The 19,470-nt window shown below is 43.7% G+C and carries 10 protein-coding genes, 3 tRNA genes, 3 rRNA genes, 1 pseudogene and 1 other annotated feature; of the genes and pseudogenes, 4 read left to right on the plus strand and 13 right to left on the minus strand.

Annotated elements, in window-relative coordinates; translation table 11 throughout:
* Positions 1-15 precede the first annotated feature (15 nt).
* Together MHH40_RS10380 and MHH40_RS10385 are read left to right on the plus strand one after the other, a co-directional pair.
* Complete coding sequence (locus MHH40_RS10380) at positions 16-639, plus strand: deoxynucleoside kinase (protein ID WP_003218080.1); 624 nt, start codon at positions 16-18, stop codon at positions 637-639.
* Positions 636-1,295, plus strand: coding sequence for a deoxynucleoside kinase (locus MHH40_RS10385; protein ID WP_340901040.1), 660 nt, complete (start codon positions 636-638; stop codon positions 1,293-1,295). Before MHH40_RS10380 ends, MHH40_RS10385 begins: the two co-directional genes overlap by 4 nt.
* 88 nt (positions 1,296-1,383) lie before the next feature.
* On the opposite strand, the gene MHH40_RS10390 is transcribed toward MHH40_RS10385, so the two are convergent.
* The 5 genes and pseudogenes from MHH40_RS10390 to pdxS form a co-directional block, all read right to left on the minus strand.
* Positions 1,384-1,476: transfer RNA gene (locus MHH40_RS10390), tRNA-Ser, on the minus strand.
* Between the two features lie 128 nt (positions 1,477-1,604).
* Positions 1,605-1,940: pseudogene (locus tag MHH40_RS18885) on the minus strand (methyl-accepting chemotaxis protein); the annotation flags it as partial.
* A gap of 597 nt (positions 1,941-2,537) precedes the next feature.
* Complete coding sequence (gene serS, locus MHH40_RS10400) at positions 2,538-3,812, minus strand: serine--tRNA ligase (protein WP_065097774.1); 1,275 nt, start codon at positions 3,810-3,812, stop codon at positions 2,538-2,540.
* A gap of 49 nt (positions 3,813-3,861) precedes the next feature.
* Positions 3,862-4,078, minus strand: a binding site (T-box leader).
* 53 nt (positions 4,079-4,131) lie between these two features.
* Positions 4,132-4,722 carry a pyridoxal 5'-phosphate synthase glutaminase subunit PdxT gene (gene pdxT, locus MHH40_RS10405; RefSeq protein WP_340901042.1) on the minus strand — a complete coding sequence of 197 codons (591 nt, stop codon included), beginning with the start codon at positions 4,720-4,722 and terminating at the stop codon, positions 4,132-4,134.
* Between the two features lie 20 nt (positions 4,723-4,742).
* A complete protein-coding gene (gene pdxS / locus MHH40_RS10410) occupies positions 4,743-5,627 on the minus strand; it encodes a pyridoxal 5'-phosphate synthase lyase subunit PdxS (protein ID WP_003218112.1) in 885 nt (294 codons plus the stop codon).
* Between the two features lie 245 nt (positions 5,628-5,872).
* On the opposite strand from pdxS, the gene pdxR reads away from it, so the two are divergent.
* Complete coding sequence (gene pdxR / locus MHH40_RS10415) at positions 5,873-7,351, plus strand: MocR-like pyridoxine biosynthesis transcription factor PdxR (protein WP_340901044.1); 1,479 nt, start codon at positions 5,873-5,875, stop codon at positions 7,349-7,351.
* A 38-nt stretch (positions 7,352-7,389) separates the two neighbouring features.
* On the opposite strand, the gene MHH40_RS10420 is transcribed toward pdxR, so the two are convergent.
* Together MHH40_RS10420 and guaB are read right to left on the minus strand one after the other, a co-directional pair.
* Positions 7,390-8,715, minus strand: a complete 1,326-nt coding sequence (locus tag MHH40_RS10420) for a D-alanyl-D-alanine carboxypeptidase family protein (RefSeq protein ID WP_003218098.1) — start codon at positions 8,713-8,715, stop codon at positions 7,390-7,392.
* Positions 8,716-8,875: 160 nt separating this feature from the next.
* Positions 8,876-10,342, minus strand: a complete 1,467-nt coding sequence (gene guaB, locus MHH40_RS10425; RefSeq protein ID WP_003218109.1) for an IMP dehydrogenase — start codon at positions 10,340-10,342, stop codon at positions 8,876-8,878.
* Between the two features lie 121 nt (positions 10,343-10,463).
* Here guaB and MHH40_RS10430 point away from each other — a divergent pair, with 121 nt between their 5' ends.
* On the plus strand, positions 10,464-11,432 hold the full coding sequence (locus tag MHH40_RS10430) for a YaaC family protein (RefSeq protein ID WP_340901045.1): 969 nt from the start codon (positions 10,464-10,466) through the stop codon (positions 11,430-11,432).
* Positions 11,433-11,443: 11 nt separating this feature from the next.
* On the opposite strand, the gene rrf is transcribed toward MHH40_RS10430, so the two are convergent.
* The 6 genes from rrf to gyrA form a co-directional block, all read right to left on the minus strand.
* Positions 11,444-11,559: ribosomal RNA gene (gene rrf / locus MHH40_RS10435) — 5S ribosomal RNA — on the minus strand.
* 61 nt (positions 11,560-11,620) lie between these two features.
* A 23S ribosomal RNA gene (locus tag MHH40_RS10440) occupies positions 11,621-14,551 on the minus strand.
* A gap of 98 nt (positions 14,552-14,649) precedes the next feature.
* Positions 14,650-14,725: transfer RNA gene (locus MHH40_RS10445), tRNA-Ala, on the minus strand.
* Positions 14,726-14,739: 14 nt separating this feature from the next.
* A tRNA-Ile gene (locus MHH40_RS10450) sits at positions 14,740-14,816 on the minus strand.
* 95 nt (positions 14,817-14,911) lie between these two features.
* Positions 14,912-16,460: ribosomal RNA gene (locus MHH40_RS10455) — 16S ribosomal RNA — on the minus strand.
* The 16S, 23S and 5S rRNA genes sit together here with 2 tRNA genes alongside, the layout of an rRNA operon.
* A 365-nt stretch (positions 16,461-16,825) precedes the next feature.
* Positions 16,826-19,327 (minus strand): DNA gyrase subunit A, encoded by a 2,502-nt coding sequence (gene gyrA, locus MHH40_RS10460; RefSeq protein WP_050944679.1) that lies wholly within the window; start codon positions 19,325-19,327, stop codon positions 16,826-16,828.
* Positions 19,328-19,470 lie beyond the last annotated feature (143 nt).

Below are 19,470 nucleotides of genomic sequence, written 5' to 3' on the forward strand. Positions count from 1 at the left end.
TAGAGGAGAACGCCTATGTATCCTGCCCCTTTTATTGCAGTGGAAGGCCCAATTGGAGCCGGAAAAACAACTTTGGCTACAATGCTTGCAAAGGAATTTCAATTTCCTTTAGTAAAAGAGATTGTAGAAGAAAATCCATTCTTAGATAAATTTTATGAAGATATGGAACAATGGAGCTTTCAGCTTGAGATGTTCTTTTTATGCAATCGGTTCAAACAATTAGAATCTATTCAAGAAAACTATGTGAATCAACAGCAGCCGATTGTCACTGATTATCATGTCTATAAAAATATGATATTTGCAGAAAGAACATTATCAAAAAAGCACATGGACAAATATAGAAAGATCTATCACCTACTAACAGATGATCTTCCTAAACCAAATGCCATCATCTATATAAAAGCGAGCCTTCCTACCTTACTTGAAAGAATACAGATGAGAGGACGCTCTTTTGAAGAAGATATTGAACCGGCTTATTTAAAAACACTCATTGAAGATTATGAGCTGGCCATTGAACATTTAAAACAGACTGATCCAGGGCTTCCTATCATTACAATTGAAGGAGATCATACAGACTTCGTTTCCTCACAGCAAGATTACCAGCAAATTGTACAGAACATAAAGGAGCAAGTGCTATGAACAATATCGAAATACCAAAGGATGCAGTGATCACAATCGCCGGGACTGTTGGTGTCGGAAAATCAACTATGACTAAAACAATAGCGGACAAGCTAGGCTTTCAAACCTCTCTTGAAAAAGTAGATGATAACCCATATTTAGAGCCCTTTTATTCAGATTTCCAAAGATGGAGCTTCCATTTACAGGTCTATTTCCTAGCTGAGCGTTTTAAGGAGCAAAAGCGGATTTTTGAATCTGGTGGAGGGTATGTGCAAGATCGTTCAATTTATGAGGACACTGGCATTTTCGCAAAAATGCATGCGGACAAAGGTACGATGTCTGAAGTAGATTATGAAACGTATACAAGTCTATTCGAGGCGATGGTGATGACACCTTACTTCCCTCACCCTGATGTTCTCATCTATTTGCACGGGGATTTAAATCACATTTTACATCGTATTGAGGAACGCGGCAGAGAGATGGAAACTCAAACGGATCGAGCCTATTGGGAAGAAATGTACTCTCGATACACGGAATGGATTGAACAATTCGATTTATGCCCAGTGATTAAAATTAACATTGAAGATTACGACTTACTTCATGATGAAAGCTCACTTGATCCCATTCTTCATGAAATAGCTTCTGTTATTCAAAAAAATCGCTCTAAAACAAAATAAAAAAACCGCTGCATTTCGCAAATGCAGCGGTTTGACAATTCCAATTTTTATGCTTGCGTTTCAATTCAACTAAGGTAAAAAATCAATATGGCGGAGGAAGAGGGATTCGAACCCCCGCGGGCTTTGACACCCCTGTCGGTTTTCAAGACCGATCCCTTCAGCCGGACTTGGGTATTCCTCCGTATCGACAAGAATTAATATACCATATCGATTTATTTCAAGTCAACATCTTTTCGAAAAAAATTTCAATAAGTTATTTTGGCATGAGAATCTGCCCATAAAAAGCAGCCATCGACGGCTGCTCTTGATCTATTTTGTATCCTGTCTAATCTCTTCAATAAAATGATTCATCTCTTCTTTAAACTCATTTAATGATTCAATAATTTTCGTAAAGTCTGTCACTTGTTTTGCTTGTTCATTTGTTGAACTGCTGATTTGTGAGATGTTTTCAGACAAAGTGCCAATGCTGTCTTGGATCTCTTTTAAGAAGGTATTAATGGTTTCAGCCGCTTCCTTTGAGCCATCTGATAATTTACGAACTTCATCAGCTACGACAGCAAACCCTTTTCCATTCTCTCCTGCTCTTGCTGCTTCAATTGCAGCATTTAGGCCTAGCAAGTTTGTTTGTCTAGCAATCCCGCCAATGGTTTTGACGACTTCTTCAATATTTGCAGATTTCTCTTCCGCTCTTCCTGCCTGTTCGCTTATTTCTAAACTTGTGGCAGCCAGCTCTTGTGAATGCGCAGCAATTTGCTCAATTCCACTTTGAAGTTCTTTCGCTACATCATTGATATGCTCCATGTAACCACTTAATTTCTTTTCACGATGATGTGAAAATGCCACTAAAAAAGAGCCAATTACTTTTCTATTTTCATCAAAAATCGGGTAACCTTTTACTGCAATTTCATAACCATATAAAGACTCTGGTAAATGACCGTCATATTCTTGTCCTCTTAATGTCGTCGCCACGTTTTGGTCTTCTGGGTTCAATGGGTCCCCAACCTTCATGCCAAAATCTATTGTTTTAGACGGATAGTAACAAAGCACCTTCTCTGTATCAGTGATGCCGAAAAGGATACTTTCATCTAGAACTTTTCTAATTAATTGAGCCATTTCAACATAATAGTCAAGCCTATTCAAGGTTATTCCTTCTTTCCTAGAAGCTTTTAGTATTTCTATCGGCTAAATTTAGGAAAACTGTAGGACTTTTGGGAAAAAGAAATAAGATGCCATAACGGCATCTTATTTCATGACTTCTTTATTTCCCATATAAGGACGCAGTACTTCAGGAATAATCACAGTACCGTCCTCTTGTTGATAGTTTTCTAAAATGGCCGCCACGGTTCTTCCTACTGCTAAACCAGATCCATTTAATGTGTGCACATGTTCTGGCTTGGCTTTAGGCTCTGGACGGAATCGAATGTTTGCACGTCTTGCTTGGAACGCTTCGAAGTTACTGCAAGAAGAAATTTCACGATACGTATCTTGGCTCGGAATCCATACTTCGATGTCGTATTTTTTCGCAGCCGTGAAGCCTAAATCTCCGGTACACATGCTCATGACACGGTATGGCAGGTTTAATAGCTGTAGGACTTTTTCTGCTTGGTTTGTTAGTTTCTCTAATTCTTCATAAGAATCTTCAGGTCTTACAAATTTCACAAGCTCTACCTTATTAAACTGATGTTGACGGATGAGTCCGCGTGTATCTCTGCCGGCAGATCCAGCCTCTGATCTAAAGCAAGCACTGAACGCTGCATAATTGATTGGCAGCTGTTCCCCTTCAATTATTTCGTCACGGTGCATGTTAGTAATAGGTACTTCAGCTGTTGGAATGAGGAAATAATCTTCTTCACGGATTTTAAAAGCATCCTCTTCGAATTTTGGAAGCTGCCCAGTTCCTGTCATGCTCGCTCTATTGACCATGTAAGGTGGAAGCACTTCAGTAAAACCAAACTCATCTACGTGCAAATCGAGCATAAAGTTATATAGTGCGCGCTCTAAGCGTGCGCCAAGCCCTTTATAAAAAACGAAACGGCTTCCTGTGACTTTTCCTGCACGTTCAAAATCGAGAATGTTTAGTTCATCCGCTACGTCCCAATGTGGCTTTGGCTCAAATGAGAATGCCGGCTGTTCGCCCCATTTTCTCACTTCCACGTTGTCATCTTCTGTTTCCCCAACTGGTACAGTGTCATGAGGGATATTCGGAATAGAGAATAGGATGTGCTGCAAGCTTTCTTCTACTGTCCGTAGCTCATCATCCAGCTTCTTAATCTCATCTCCTACCTCACGCATTTCTTGAATAATGTGATCGGCGTCTTTCTTTTCTCTTTTTAGAACAGCCACTTGCTGTGATACTTCATTTCTTCGGCTCTTTAATTCTTCTGTTTTTCCGATTAGTTCTCTTCTTTTTTGATCCAACTCACCAAACTTATCAAAATCCGCTAAATCTTCGCCTCGGTGTGCTAATTTTTCTTTGATTTGATCAAAGTCCGTGCGCAGTTGTTTAATATCCAGCATGTATAACACTCCTTTTTTTATCGAAAAATAAAAAGAGCCCTCATCCCATGAAAGGGACGAGAGCTCTCGCGTTGCCACCCTGATTGAAAACATGCAGAAGCATGCTTTCCTCTTTCCTCTGTAACGGTATCACCGTAAATGCTTACTTCACGTGTTTCAGCATTTCGCTCAAGGATGGATTCAGACTGCATCTTTCACCGATTCGCACCAACCATCGGCTCTCTGAGAAAGAGGGGCTTCTTACTATTTCCCGTCAACGCTTTTTCGATCTTTGATTGTGATTTTAATGTACTATAAGTTTTATCTCTTTTCAACCGTTTTATACAGCGAGCTTCGTTTTATAGGACTTCACCATTTCAACAAACAGCTGTGTTAACCGGTGGTCGTCTGTCAGCTCTGGATGAAAAGAACAGCCTAAGATATTGTTTTTCTTCGCCATCACAATCCTGCCATCATATTCAGCCATGATGTCTATGCTCTCATCTGCGCTGATGATATGAGGCGCACGGATGAACACTCCTGTAAACGGCGCATCCAGTCCTTTTACTTCTAATTCTGCTTCAAAGCTGTCTACCTGTCTGCCAAATGAATTCCGTGCAACAGATACATTTAACAGTCCAAGATGAGCATCGTCGCGATCTTCTATATGCTTTGCCAGCATAATCAAACCGGCACATGTTCCGAAAATCGGTTTCCCTTCTGCAGCGAACGCTTTGATCGGTTCAATGAATTGGTACGTATCCATCAGTCTTCTCATCGTCGTGCTTTCTCCACCAGGGATAATAAGACCGTCCACAGATGCTAGCTCTTCTGCTCGTTTGATGATCTTCCCTTCTGCAGCGCAAGCTTCAATCGATTGAATATGCTCTCTCACGGCTCCTTGAAGCCCTAGTACACCAATTGTTAGCATGTTCGTTTGCGCTCCCTTAATTACCAGCCACGCTCTTGCATACGCTCTTCTGGCAGTAGATTTGAGATTTCAATTCCTTTCATGGCTGTTCCAAGCTCTTTTGAAAGCTCTGCAATGAGACGGTAATCTGTGAAGTGAGTCGTTGCTTCAACAATTGCTTTTGCAAATTTCGCTGGATTGTCTGATTTAAAAATACCAGATCCAACAAATACACCGTCTGCTCCAAGCTGCATCATTAACGCAGCATCTGCTGGTGTCGCAACGCCTCCCGCTGCAAAGTTAACAACAGGGAGCTTGCCATCTTTTTTGATTTGAAGCAATAATTCATACGGTGCTCCTAGGTTCTTCGCTTCTGTCATCAGTTCATCTTCATTCATTGATGCTACTTTACGAATCTGAGCATTGACCTTTCTCATATGACGGACAGCTTCTACAATGTTGCCTGTTCCAGGCTCCCCTTTTGTACGAAGCATAGAAGCGCCTTCTGCGATACGACGGGTTGCTTCACCTAAATCACGGCAACCACAGACAAAAGGTACTGTGTATTCATTTTTATTTAAATGGAATTCCTCATCTGCGGGCGTCAGCACTTCACTCTCATCGATATAATCAACACCAAGTGCTTCAAGAACACGAGCCTCGACGATATGGCCGATACGTGCTTTTGCCATGACTGGAATCGTTACTGCATTTTGTACTTCTTCTACGATTCTTGGGTCTGCCATACGGGCAACACCGCCGGCTGCACGGATATCAGCTGGTACTCGTTCTAGTGCCATAACTGCCACCGCACCTGCTTCTTCTGCGATCTTCGCCTGTTCAGCATTGACGACATCCATAATGACGCCACCCTTTTGCATTTCTGCCATTCCACGTTTCACTCGTTCAGTTCCCTTATTGCTCACAATAGTTTCCTCCCATTTGTCAATTCGATTGATTTACCCCTTTATCATACAAGCGAGACAGTATAACAATAAAGAGAATAGTATAACAATTCAATCAGCCGAAAAAATAGCTTAAACCCTTGTATATAAACGATTACCTGCTAAAAATATGTCATTCTTTCTTTGAAGTGTCATTTACATGCTATAATGCAACTATAACAATTCAAATTCATGTATAACAATTTTGCACTCAATGGAGGTTTCTCATGCATATTGATATCCATCGACATTCTGATACATCGCTTTCAAATCAGATTTACTTTTCAATCATTGATCATATCCAATCGGGTTTGCTTCAACAGGGAGATAAGCTGCCAACTGTACGTGATTTGGCAAAGCAGTTGAATGTGAGTCTTGTCACGGCAGCAAAGGCATACACTCGGCTGAAGGACGACGGATATTTAACGACTGTGCAAGGAAAAGGAACGTTTGTGGATGAGCTTCAAAAGCAGTCAGAGATTCCGATTCCGTCATCTACCTCTTTTGATTGGCAGTTATCCATTCCGGATTATTTACCACGGTCTCAATTTGCGCAGTATCACTATGTCGAAGAAGCGATCAACCTTTCTTCCTCTATGATCGATCCAGGGCTTTTGCCAAACCGTTATTTAGAAAAAGAAATGCAGCATGTCCTAGCCAGACATCCTCAAATCATGTCAAAGTATGGGGAAATTCAAGGGGATCTTCAGCTTCGGCAGGTCATTCAGTCTTTTTTAGAAAAGCTGGATGTGCCTTCAACTTCTGAGAATATCCTAGTAACTAGTGGTTCTCAGCAAGGGCTTGATCTGGTCGCACGTGCGTTTATCGGTCCTGATGATGTAGTTGTCATGGAAGCACCAACCTATCCAGGCGCCATTGATGTCTTTATGGGCAGAGGGGCAAGAATTATTACAGTCCCTGTTGATCATGAAGGAATGAACATGAAGCAGCTTCAAAGCATTTGTGATAAATATAAACCAAAGCTCATCTACACGATTCCTACTTTTCACAGTCCAACAGGCGCCAGTATGTCAATGAAACGCAGAAAACAACTTCTCTTACTGGCTCAAAGTATTGATTGTCTGATTGTAGAGGATGATCCTTATCGTGAGCTTTATTTCGAAAAGAAGCCGCCTGCACCTATCAAAAGTCTGGATCATGATGGACACGTCATTTATTTACGAGGTTTAAGTAAAACACTTGCTCCAGGATGCAGAATTGGGATTATCACTGCTTCAGGCTCGATATTTAATCGTTTATTAGCTGCAAAGGCCAATAATGATTTAGGCAGCCCTCTTCTCACACAAAAAGCCATTCTGCCATTTCTGACTTCAAAGAAAATGATTGATCATACGAAAAAGCTGAGAACCGCCTTGAAGGTGAGACGTGATTTAATGATAGATGTGTTAACGAAGCACGCACCAAAAGATGTGACGTGGCAAATTCCTCAGGGTGGGCTCAATTTGTGGCTTAGCTTTCCTTCCTGGGTTGATACGCGTGCACTGCTGCATGAGGCACGTAAACAGCAAATCACCTTTCTGCCTGGCTCTGTGTGCTATCCTGGAGAGCCGAAACAAAACTATATCCGCCTCAGCTTTTCTTATGTGAATGAAAAGGCACTGACCGAGGGAGTGGAAAAGTTATGTGGTATTTTTCAGCAAGCCTTGTCCACTCCTCAAAATCACAAACAATCGCTTTTCTTTTAATAAAAAAACTGCTCTCATGCATAGAGAGCAGTTTTTTATTAGAACCAACCTTTAACTGTGTCAACGATTCCGCCCCAAATGCCAGCAAAGAATCCACCTACACCACGCATTGCAAGGATGAACCAGTTTGCTTTTTCATCGCCTGTTTTCGTTATAAGCTCAACACCTGATTGATCTTTATTCAAATAGCCGTAGTCCTTCTCATCACCTGAATAAGAAGTCGTCAGCATGCCAACCTTCGTTCCTTTTTTAATAGGAGCTTCTAGTTTCGTTTTCTCGATATTTACTTTTGCTTTAAAGCTCTTTTCGTCGCCATTTTTTACCGGCACAGAGAAAGCTTCTTTCGTAACGACGGGTACTTCTTTGTCTTTACCTTTGTCGACTTCGATGTTTTCATGTCCTTTGATCTGTTGACCTTTTTTGTACATTTCTTTCATCGTGAAGTTTTTAAACGCATAATCGAACAGTTTTTTCGCCACGTCAAAACGAGCTGTATGAAGATTACCTTTTGCATTCAAGATCACTGCGATGACACGCATGTCACCTTGTTTAGCGGTACCTGTGAAGCTAGAACCAGCTGAATCTGTAGAACCTGTTTTCAGACCGTCTACACCCTTATATTCCTTCACAAGTCCTTTAAGCATGAAGTTCCAGTTAGGCATGTCCATTTCATCGTCTGTGCCTTCTCTGAACTTTGTTTTCGCAATACTTGATGTTTCAAGAATTTCTGGGTGGTCTTTGATGAGATGCTGTGCAAGCAATGCCATATCTTTCGCAGATACTTCACTTTCTTCATCAGGACCTGTACCTTTTGGCTGTTTGCCATGTAAGTCTTTATTTTCTAGTCCAGTTGCATTCACGAATTTGTAGTTTGTTAAACCTAATTCTTTTGCTTTTGCGTTCATTTTTTCAACGAACTTCGATTCTGATCCAGCAATCACTTCTGCTAAGCCAATTGCTGCTGCATTTGCCGAATAAATAGCCGTTGCTTGATAAAGTTCTTTCACTGTATACGAGCCATCTTTTCTCAAAGGAACGTTTGATAAACTGCGGTCCTGAGAAATTTCGTATACATAATCATCTGGCGTATACGTTTGATCCCATTTCACTTTGCCTTCAGCAATCGCTTCTAGTAAAAGATACTCTGTCATCATCTTTGCCATACTTGCAATAGGTAGTCTTTGCTCTGCGTTTTTACTATAAAGGATCTTACCTGTAGAAGCTTCAATTAGGATCGCTGCTTTCGCATTCACATTGAATGGATCTTCAGCTGCTTTTGCTTTGGACATTGGTGTAAATGCTGTCACAATCAATGCCAGTGCAAGGATAGAGACCATAAGCTGTTTCAATATCTTGCTGTTCAATCGTCATACCTCCGTTATCATCTTTTTTCGACATATTTCATATATATTTAATCCACAAGGGCTTATTTCAACACAACAGTATAAATTTTATCACAATAAAGACAAAAAAAATAGACAGAGTCATAGACCCTGTCAAATGTAATTTAACTGTCACAATTTATCAAGAAATTGTGTAGTTTGGTGATTCTTTTGTAATTTGTACATCATGTGGATGACTCTCACGAAGTCCTGCACCAGTCATACGAATGAACTGTGCATCTTCTCTAAGAGAGCGTAAGTCCTGTGTTCCACAATAGCCCATACCAGAACGGATACCGCCAACGAGTTGATACACTGTATCAACGACTGGTCCTTTGTATGGTGTACGGCCTTCAATACCTTCTGGAACGAATTTTTTATTATCTTCTTGGAAGTAACGATCTTTACTTCCTTTTTCCATTGCAGCGACTGAACCCATACCGCGATAAACTTTGAAGCGTCTACCTTGGAAAATTTCTGTGTCTCCTGGGCTTTCAGATGTACCAGCTAGAAGGCTTCCAAGCATTACAGCATGTCCACCAGATGCTAGAGCTTTTACGATATCACCTGAATATTTAATTCCACCATCTGCAATAATAGCTTTACCATGTTTTCTTGCTTCTGTTGCACAGTCATAGATCGCTGTGATTTGTGGTACACCAACGCCTGCAACAACACGTGTTGTACAAATAGATCCTGGTCCGATACCGACTTTCACAATATCGGCTCCTGCTTCAAACAATGCTTTAGTTGCTTCGGCTGTTGCCACATTACCAGCAATGATATTAAGAGAAGGATACGTTTCACGGATTTTCGATACAGTGTTTAGAACACCTTGTGAATGACCATGTGCCGTATCAATGACAACGACATCCACATTGGCTTCGACTAATTTTCTCACACGAGTCATTGTATCGCCAGTGACACCAACAGCGGCACCAACAATTAAACGACCATGTGCATCTTTAGAGGAGTTAGGGAATTCGATCACTTTTTCAATATCTTTGATGGTGATGAGACCTTTTAACGTTCCTTCGTCATCTAAAAGAGGTAATTTTTCAATTTTGTATTGCTGTAGGATTTTTTCAGCTTCTTCTAACGTCGTACCGACAGAAGCTGTCACAAGTTCCTCTTTTGTCATCACATCGCTAATCTTCATTGAATAATCCGAAATAAATCGAAGGTCACGGTTCGTAATAATACCGACAAGCTTTTGATCTTCTATGTTATTTACAATCGGTACACCTGAAATACGGTACTTACCCATTAGGTGCTCTGCATCAAACACTTGATGCTCAGGTGTTAAGAAGAATGGATTTGTAATAACGCCGCGCTCTGAACGTTTTACTTTATCCACTTGCTCTGCTTGCTGCTCAATAGACATGTTCTTATGAATGATACCAAGACCACCTTGACGTGCCATTGCAATCGCCATTTGTGATTCAGTCACCGTGTCCATTCCTGCACTGATAATTGGAATGTTTAGTTTTAATGTGCTTGTTAACTCAACTGATAGATCGACATCTCGCGGAAGTACTTCAGACTTAGCTGGAACAAGCAAAACATCGTCAAACGTCAAACCTTCTTTTGAAAATTTACTTTCCCACATTAGTAAATCCCCCTCTTTTCGGCAAAATATTATATGTAGATTATCAACTAGCAAACAGCATGTCAAGGAAGCAACAAACAGTTGCAATTTTTAGAAAATATAAAGAGAGTTGAGGAAGAAGATGAAAAGTTCAGGATGGAAGGATTTAAAACGTTTTTACTCACTCGAAACTTCCCAAAAGTTTCTATATCAACAATATGAGAAACGGAACATTCATGATGCAAACCAGCAAGCCTATAAAAACTGTGAACGGTTTATTTATTTTTTAAAGCATGGCCATACGTTCTATGAACAGGCAGCTATCGCTCCACTCGAACTGAAGCCCATTTTATTGTTTTATGGAATGGCTCAGTTACTAAAGGCCTGTTTACTGACAGTTGATCCTCACTATCCTTCTCAAACCTCTGTTTTGGCCCATGGTGTAACATCGAGAAAGAGAAAGAAGCAGCACTACCGTTTTAGTGAAGATGAGGTGAAAATTCAACGAAATGGACTATGCATGCATGTGTTAAAGCATCTATTTCATTTAAATGGACTTGAAGATGAGCGATTTACGATGATTCATCTCCTTTCAAAGGTACCGGAAATGAGTCATATTCTAGATTTTCAAAAACAGCCCTCAGCATTAGTCAAAGTGGAAAAGGCCAATGGGATGATGATTCAAGATCATATTCCATTGCTTTATAACATGTCTGCTGAACGCTTTATTGAATACTTTGAGTTTCATACAAGTTGGAAACTCAGACAGAGAGAAGCGAAAAAGCTGACGTTTGATGTATCTCTAGAAGAAAACCCAGCGCTGGCTACTCATCTTCATTATGATTTAGAAATGGATCAATGGTATATTCCGTCAACGCGTGATTCCTTTTTAGGGATTCCTGAGATCATCAGTCATTACTTATTAATGTATAACCTCAGTATGATTGCCCGCTACGAAACTGAATGGTGGTACGAGCTGCTGTCTCAATACATTAGTGATGATTACGTCATGATTGAACGCTACATGGAGATTGCCGAAGAGAAGTTCCCAGCTTATATCATGATGCTATTAGAAGAAAAAACAAAAAAGACCAGTTCCGTATGGAACTGATCCTTATACAAGCTTGGCGGCGTCCTACTCTCACAGGGGGAGACCCCCAACTACCATCGGCGCTGAAGAGCTTAACTTCCGTGTTCGGTATGGGAACGGGTGTGACCTCTTCGCTATCGCCACCAAACCTGATGGAGAGAATGTTCTCTCAAAACTAGATAACAATGTTCAAACTTCACATTAGAATATAGGTTAAGTCCTCGATCTATTAGTATCTGTCAGCTCCACGTGTCACCACGCTTCCACCTCAGACCTATCAACCTGATCATCTTTCAGGGATCTTACTTCCTTGCGGAATGGGAAATCTCATCTTGAGGGGGGCTTCATGCTTAGATGCTTTCAGCACTTATCCCGTCCGCACATAGCTACCCAGCGATGCCCTTGGCAGAACAACTGGTACACCAGCGGTGCGTCCATCCCGGTCCTCTCGTACTAAGGACAGCTCCTCTCAAATTTCCTGCGCCCGCGACGGATAGGGACCGAACTGTCTCACGACGTTCTGAACCCAGCTCGCGTACCGCTTTAATGGGCGAACAGCCCAACCCTTGGGACCGACTACAGCCCCAGGATGCGATGAGCCGACATCGAGGTGCCAAACCTCCCCGTCGATGTGGACTCTTGGGGGAGATAAGCCTGTTATCCCCGGGGTAGCTTTTATCCGTTGAGCGATGGCCCTTCCATGCGGAACCACCGGATCACTAAGCCCGACTTTCGTCCCTGCTCGACTTGTAGGTCTCGCAGTCAAGCTCCCTTGTGCCTTTACACTCTGCGAATGATTTCCAACCATTCTGAGGGAACCTTTGGGCGCCTCCGTTACATTTTAGGAGGCGACCGCCCCAGTCAAACTGCCCACCTGACACTGTCTCCCTGCCCGATAAGGGCAGCGGGTTAGAAGGTCAATACAGCCAGGGTAGTATCCCACCGATGCCTCCACCGAAGCTAGCGCTCCGGTTTCCAAGGCTCCTACCTATCCTGTACAAGCTGTACCAACATTCAATATCAGGCTGCAGTAAAGCTCCACGGGGTCTTTCCGTCCTGTCGCGGGTAACCTGCATCTTCACAGGTACTATAATTTCACCGAGTCTCTCGTTGAGACAGTGCCCAGATCGTTGCGCCTTTCGTGCGGGTCGGAACTTACCCGACAAGGAATTTCGCTACCTTAGGACCGTTATAGTTACGGCCGCCGTTTACTGGGGCTTCAATTCGCACCTTCGCTTACGCTAAGCGCTCCTCTTAACCTTCCAGCACCGGGCAGGCGTCAGCCCCTATACTTCGCCTTACGGCTTCGCAGAGACCTGTGTTTTTGCTAAACAGTCGCCTGGGCCTATTCACTGCGGCTTCTCGGGGCTTTAACACCCTAAGAAGCACCCCTTCTCCCGAAGTTACGGGGTCATTTTGCCGAGTTCCTTAACGAGAGTTCTCTCGATCACCTTAGGATTCTCTCCTCGCCTACCTGTGTCGGTTTGCGGTACGGGCACCTCTCACCTCGCTAGAGGCTTTTCTTGGCAGTGTGGAATCAGGAACTTCGCTACTAAATTTCGCTCGCCATCACAGCTCAGCCTTTACGGGAAACGGATTTGCCTATTTCCCAGCCTAACTGCTTGGACGCGGATATCCAATACCGCGCTTACCCTATCCTCCTGCGTCCCCCCATTGCTCAAATGGTGAGGAGGTGGTACAGGAATATCAACCTGTTGTCCATCGCCTACGCCTTTCGGCCTCGGCTTAGGTCCCGACTAACCCTGAGCGGACGAGCCTTCCTCAGGAAACCTTAGGCATTCGGTGGACGGGATTCTCACCCGTCTTTCGCTACTCATACCGGCATTCTCACTTCTAAGCGCTCCACCAGTCCTTCCGGTCTGACTTCACAGCACTTAGAACGCTCTCCTACCACTGTTCGTAAGAACAGTCCGCAGCTTCGGTGATACGTTTAGCCCCGGTACATTTTCGGCGCAGAGTCACTCGACCAGTGAGCTATTACGCACTCTTTAAATGGTGGCTGCTTCTAAGCCAACATCCTGGTTGTCTAAGCAACTCCACATCCTTTTCCACTTAACGTATACTTTGGGACCTTAGCTGGCGGTCTGGGCTGTTTCCCTTTCGACTACGGATCTTATCACTCGCAGTCTGACTCCCAAGGATAAGTCATCGGCATTCGGAGTTTGACTGAATTCGGTAACCCGGTAGGGGCCCCTAGTCCAATCAGTGCTCTACCTCCGAGACTCTTACCTTGAGGCTAGCCCTAAAGCTATTTCGGAGAGAACCAGCTATCTCCAGGTTCGATTGGCATTTCACCCCTACCCACACCTCATCCCCGCACTTTTCAACGTGCGTGGGTTCGGGCCTCCATTCAGTGTTACCTGAACTTCACCCTGGACATGGGTAGATCACCTGGTTTCGGGTCTACGACCACGTACTCATGCGCCCTATTCAGACTCGCTTTCGCTGCGGCTCCGCATCTTCTGCTTAACCTTGCACGGGATCGTAACTCGCCGGTTCATTCTACAAAAGGCACGCCATCACCCTTTAACGGGCTCTGACTACTTGTAGGCACACGGTTTCAGGATCTATTTCACTCCCCTTCCGGGGTGCTTTTCACCTTTCCCTCACGGTACTGGTTCACTATCGGTCACTAGGGAGTATTTAGCCTTGGGAGATGGTCCTCCCGGATTCCGACGGAATTTCACGTGTTCCGCCGTACTCAGGATCCACTCTGGAGAGAACAACATTTCAGTTACAGGGCTGTTACCTTCTTTGGCGGGCCTTTCCAGACCTCTTCGCTTATATCGTTCCTTTGTAACTCCGTATAGAGTGTCCTACAACCCCAAGAGGCAAGCCTCTTGGTTTGGGCTGTTCCCGTTTCGCTCGCCGCTACTCAGGGAATCGCATTTGCTTTCTCTTCCTCCGGGTACTTAGATGTTTCAGTTCCCCGGGTATGCCTTCTCATACTCTATGTATTCAAGTATGGATACTACTCCATTACGAGCAGTGGGTTTCCCCATTCGGAAATCTCCGGATCAAAGCTTGCTTACAGCTCCCCGAAGCATATCGGTGTTCGTCCCGTCCTTCATCGGCTCCTAGTGCCAAGGCATCCACCGTGCGCCCTTTCTAACTTAACCATTTCTTACTTTAGAAAGAATCACTATGTGTGATGAACTTTGCATTGCATTCAATGTGAATGTATTACTTATTGTTATCTAGTTTTCAAAGAACACGTTGGTGGAGCCTAGCGGGATCGAACCGCTGACCTCCTGCGTGCAAGGCAGGCGCTCTCCCAGCTGAGCTAAGGCCCCGATTTAATAGAAGATGGTGGGCCTGAGTGGACTCGAACCACCGACCTCACGCTTATCAGGCGTGCGCTCTAACCAGCTGAGCTACAGGCCCATCTTTCATATCGAAGATATGATGTTGTAGGATCTTTTGCAAGTTCCTTCAAAACTAAACAAGACGAAAACGCACACTGCTCCATATATCCTTAGAAAGGAGGTGATCCAGCCGCACCTTCCGATACGGCTACCTTGTTACGACTTCACCCCAATCATCTGCCCCACCTTCGGCGGCTGGCTCCATAAAGGTTACCTCACCGACTTCGGGTGTTGCAAACTCTCGTGGTGTGACGGGCGGTGTGTACAAGGCCCGGGAACGTATTCACCGCGGCATGCTGATCCGCGATTACTAGCGATTCCAGCTTCACGCAGTCGAGTTGCAGACTGCGATCCGAACTGAGAACAGATTTATGGGATTGGCTAAACCTTGCGGTCTCGCAGCCCTTTGTTCTGTCCATTGTAGCACGTGTGTAGCCCAGGTCATAAGGGGCATGATGATTTGACGTCATCCCCACCTTCCTCCGGTTTGTCACCGGCAGTCACCTTAGAGTGCCCAACTAAATGCTGGCAACTAAGATCAAGGGTTGCGCTCGTTGCGGGACTTAACCCAACATCTCACGACACGAGCTGACGACAACCATGCACCACCTGTCACTCTGTCCCCGAAGGGAAAGCCCTATCTCTAGGGTTGTCAGAGGATGTCAAGACCTGGTAAGGTTCTTCGCGTTGCTTCGAATTAAACCACATGCTCCACCGCTTGTGCGGGCCCCCGTCAATTCCTTTGAGTTTCAGTCTTGCGACCGTACTCCCCAGGCGGAGTGCTTAATGCGTTAGCTGCAGCACTAAGGGGCGGAAACCCCCTAACACTTAGCACTCATCGTTTACGGCGTGGACTACCAGGGTATCTAATCCTGTTCGCTCCCCACGCTTTCGCTCCTCAGCGTCAGTTACAGACCAGAGAGTCGCCTTCGCCACTGGTGTTCCTCCACATCTCTACGCATTTCACCGCTACACGTGGAATTCCACTCTCCTCTTCTGCACTCAAGTTTCCCAGTTTCCAATGACCCTCCCCGGTTGAGCCGGGGGCTTTCACATCAGACTTAAGAAACCGCCTGCGAGCCCTTTACGCCCAATAATTCCGGACAACGCTTGCCACCTACGTATTACCGCGGCTGCTGGCACGTAGTTAGCCGTGGCTTTCTGGTTAGGTACCGTCAAGGTGCGAGCAGTTACTCTCGCACTTGTTCTTCCCTAACAACAGAGCTTTACGATCCGAAAACCTTCATCACTCACGCGGCGTTGCTCCGTCAGACTTTCGTCCATTGCGGAAGATTCCCTACTGCTGCCTCCCGTAGGAGTCTGGGCCGTGTCTCAGTCCCAGTGTGGCCGATCACCCTCTCAGGTCGGCTACGCATCGTCGCCTTGGTGAGCCATTACCCCACCAACTAGCTAATGCGCCGCGGGTCCATCTGTAAGTGACAGCCGAAACCGTCTTTCATCCTTGAACCATGCGGTTCAAGGAACTATCCGGTATTAGCTCCGGTTTCCCGGAGTTATCCCAGTCTTACAGGCAGGTTACCCACGTGTTACTCACCCGTCCGCCGCTAACATCCGGGAGCAAGCTCCCTTCTGTCCGCTCGACTTGCATGTATTAGGCACGCCGCCAGCGTTCGTCCTGAGCCAGGATCAAACTCTCCGAAAAAGTACAAAACCGAAGTTTTGTTTTTCGTCAGCGTTTGACTGACTACCTATGATATAACATAGGATTTTTTATAAAAACTCGAATTAACAGGTACGTTTTGTCTTGTTTAGTTTTCAAAGAACTTGTGTGTCACTCTCTTAAAGCGACCACTTAAATATATCATATATCTCTATCAACAGTCAACATTTTTCTTAAAAAACATTTTGTTTTTCTAAGAAGTTTTTACTGGGGAATGAGATAAAAAATAGAGCCTCTTTTTGCTCCTTTGAAAGATTAACACATATCTATGAAAAAAGCATTATAAATTTCAAAAAAAGTGATGTTTTTTCAAAAAAAATAAAGCCGGTGAAAAACCGGCTTTATTTTTACTCAGATTGCTCTTGATCTGAATCTATATTCTCTACGTTCTCTTCATTATCTTCATCGTCTTCTTGTGATTGTTCAACTAATGCCACTGTTGCGACATGTTCCTCATCACCAAGACGGATTAGGCGGACACCTTGAGTGACACGGCCTGTTGTCGAAATGTCTGAAACGGCCATACGAATGATGACACCGCTCCCTGTAATAATCATCAAATCTTCTTCAGCTTCAGCATTGGTCGCCTTCACTGTGACAAGCGGACCATTGTTGTCAGTGATCTTGCATGTTTTAAGACCTTTACCGCCTCGAGTTTGAACACGATATTCTTTTTCAGGCGTTAATTTACCATAACCTCTTTCGGTTACGATCAATACGTTTGCATCTGGCTCAAGGATTTCCATTCCAACGACGATGTCATCCTCAGAAAGTGTAATCCCTTTGACCCCAGCTGCCGTACGTCCCATTTCACGAACATCTGTCTCGGCGAAACGAATCAGCATCCCCTTTTTCGTCCCAATGATGATTTGTTTTTCTCCATTGGTTAAACGAACAGCCATCAGTTCATCTTCGTCACGAAGGCTAAGTGCAATAAGACCGTTGTTTCGAATGTTAGCGAACTGAGACAATGTCGTCCGTTTTGATACACCGTGTCTTGTTGTAAAGAAGAGGTACGAATTTTCATCAAATTCGCTTACTGGAATAATGGCGTTAATCCATTCTCCCTTTTCTACTTCAAGAAGGTTAATGATCGGAATCCCTTTCGCTGTCCGTCCGAATTCAGGAATCTCATACCCTTTCGCACGATATACCTTCCCTTTATTAGAGAAGAAAAGAATCGTATCGTGGGTCGATGTTGAAATCAACTGTTCAACGAAATCATCTTCGTTGGTTCCCATTCCTTGGACACCTTTACCGCCTCTTTTTTGACTGCGGTATGTTGATGCAGGGAGACGCTTGATATAACCATTATGCGTCAGCGTAATCACGATGTTCTCAACAGGAATCAAATCTTCGTCTTCAATTGTTTCAATACCCGCTGTCACAATTTCAGTACGGCGCGTATCATTGAAGCGTTCTTTAATTTCTATTAATTCTTCTCTAATGATTTCAAGTACTTTCTCATTGTCTGCTAAAATGGCTTTTAATTCAGCAATCAAATCAACAAGTCCTTTATATTCATCTTCTATCTTTTCTCGTTCTAGACCAGTCAAACGCTGAAGTCGCATATCAAGAATGGCCTGTGCCTGTTTTTCAGACAAGCTATAGTTCTCCATCAAACCATTTCTCGCAATTTCTGCAGTTTGAGAGCCTCTAATTAAAGCAATGACTTCATCTAAGTGATCAAGTGCAATTCTCAGACCTTCTAAAATGTGTGCTCTTGCTTCTGCTTTACGCAGCTCATATGCTGTTCTTCTGCGAATGATCACTTTTTGATGCTCTAGATAATACTCAAGACATTGTTTGAGGGACAAGACTTTCGGCTGTCCATCAACAAGTGCTAATAAGTTGATACCAAAAGACGTTTGAAGTGTCGTTTGTTTATAAAGATTGTTTAATAGAACATGAACGTTTGCATCTCTACGCAGTTCAATGACAATACGCATACCATTACGATCTGATTCATCACGCAAGTCTGTAATGCCATCAATCTTTTTATCACGCACAAGATCAGCAATTTTTTCAATTAAACGGGCTTTGTTGACTTGGTAAGGGATCTCATTGATAACAATGCGCTGTTTACCACTAGATGTTTCCTCAATATCCGATTTTGCTCTTAATGTAATAGAGCCGCGCCCTGTCTCATACGCCTTCCGAATACCACTTCGGCCAATGATTTGACCTGCTGTTGGGAAATCTGGGCCTGGGATGATGTCCATAAGTTCCTGTGTAGTCATTTCAGGGTTTTGACTGATAGCCAATACTCCATCAATCACTTCACCTAATTGGTGTGGCGGAATATTGGTCGCCATTCCTACAGCAATTCCTGTCGCTCCGTTTACCAATAAGTTCGGGAACCTTGCAGGCATCACCATTGGCTCTCTTTCACTGCCGTCATAGTTATCCTGATAATCAATGGTATCCTTAGTGATATCACGGAGGATTTCCATAGAAATCTTCGATAGACGTGCCTCGGTGTAACGCATCGCCGCTGCTCCGTCTCCATCGACTGAACCAAAGTTTCCATGACCATCTACTAACATATAACGATAGTTGAAGTCTTGCGCCATACGAACCATCGCTTCGTATACAGCACTGTCACCATGAGGGTGATACTTACCGATAACTTCCCCGACGATACGTGCAGATTTCTTAAATGGTTTATCACTTGTCATACCTAGGTCATTCATCGCATACAAAATTCTTCGATGCACGGGCTTTAATCCGTCACGCACATCTGGTAATGCACGCGACACAATCACACTCATTGCATAATCTAAAAAAGACGTACGCATTTCCTGACTAATATTCACTTCGCGTACATTTGGTGTATGTTGTTCACTCACTATAAGAACCTCCCTTTACGTATCACATGAAATAAATTATGTGGGAGTAAAATATGTATTTATCTTCACAAGACTATTCTCCATTATATCAATAATCTCGTCTTTATACACATTTATTTACTAGAAAATCAGCGAAAACACGG

This window comes from Bacillus sp. FSL K6-2431, assembly GCF_038005165.1.
GTDB lineage: Bacteria > Bacillota > Bacilli > Bacillales > Bacillaceae > Bacillus > Bacillus pumilus.

Bases quoted from the DNA above. Each gene is read 5' to 3' on its own strand.
- MHH40_RS10380 (WP_003218080.1), top strand. From the start codon at position 16: ATGTATCCTGCCCCTTTTATTGCAGTGGAAGGCCCAATTGGAGCCGGA.
- MHH40_RS10385 (WP_340901040.1), top strand. From the start codon at position 636: ATGAACAATATCGAAATACCAAAGGATGCAGTGATCACAATCGCCGGG.
- serS (WP_065097774.1), bottom strand. From the start codon at position 3,812: ATGCTGGATATTAAACAACTGCGCACGGACTTTGATCAAATCAAAGAA.
- pdxT (WP_340901042.1), bottom strand. From the start codon at position 4,722: ATGCTAACAATTGGTGTACTAGGGCTTCAAGGAGCCGTGAGAGAGCAT.
- pdxR (WP_340901044.1), top strand. From the start codon at position 5,873: ATGCATATTGATATCCATCGACATTCTGATACATCGCTTTCAAATCAG.
- guaB (WP_003218109.1), bottom strand. From the start codon at position 10,342: ATGTGGGAAAGTAAATTTTCAAAAGAAGGTTTGACGTTTGACGATGTT.
- MHH40_RS10430 (WP_340901045.1), top strand. From the start codon at position 10,464: ATGAAAAGTTCAGGATGGAAGGATTTAAAACGTTTTTACTCACTCGAA.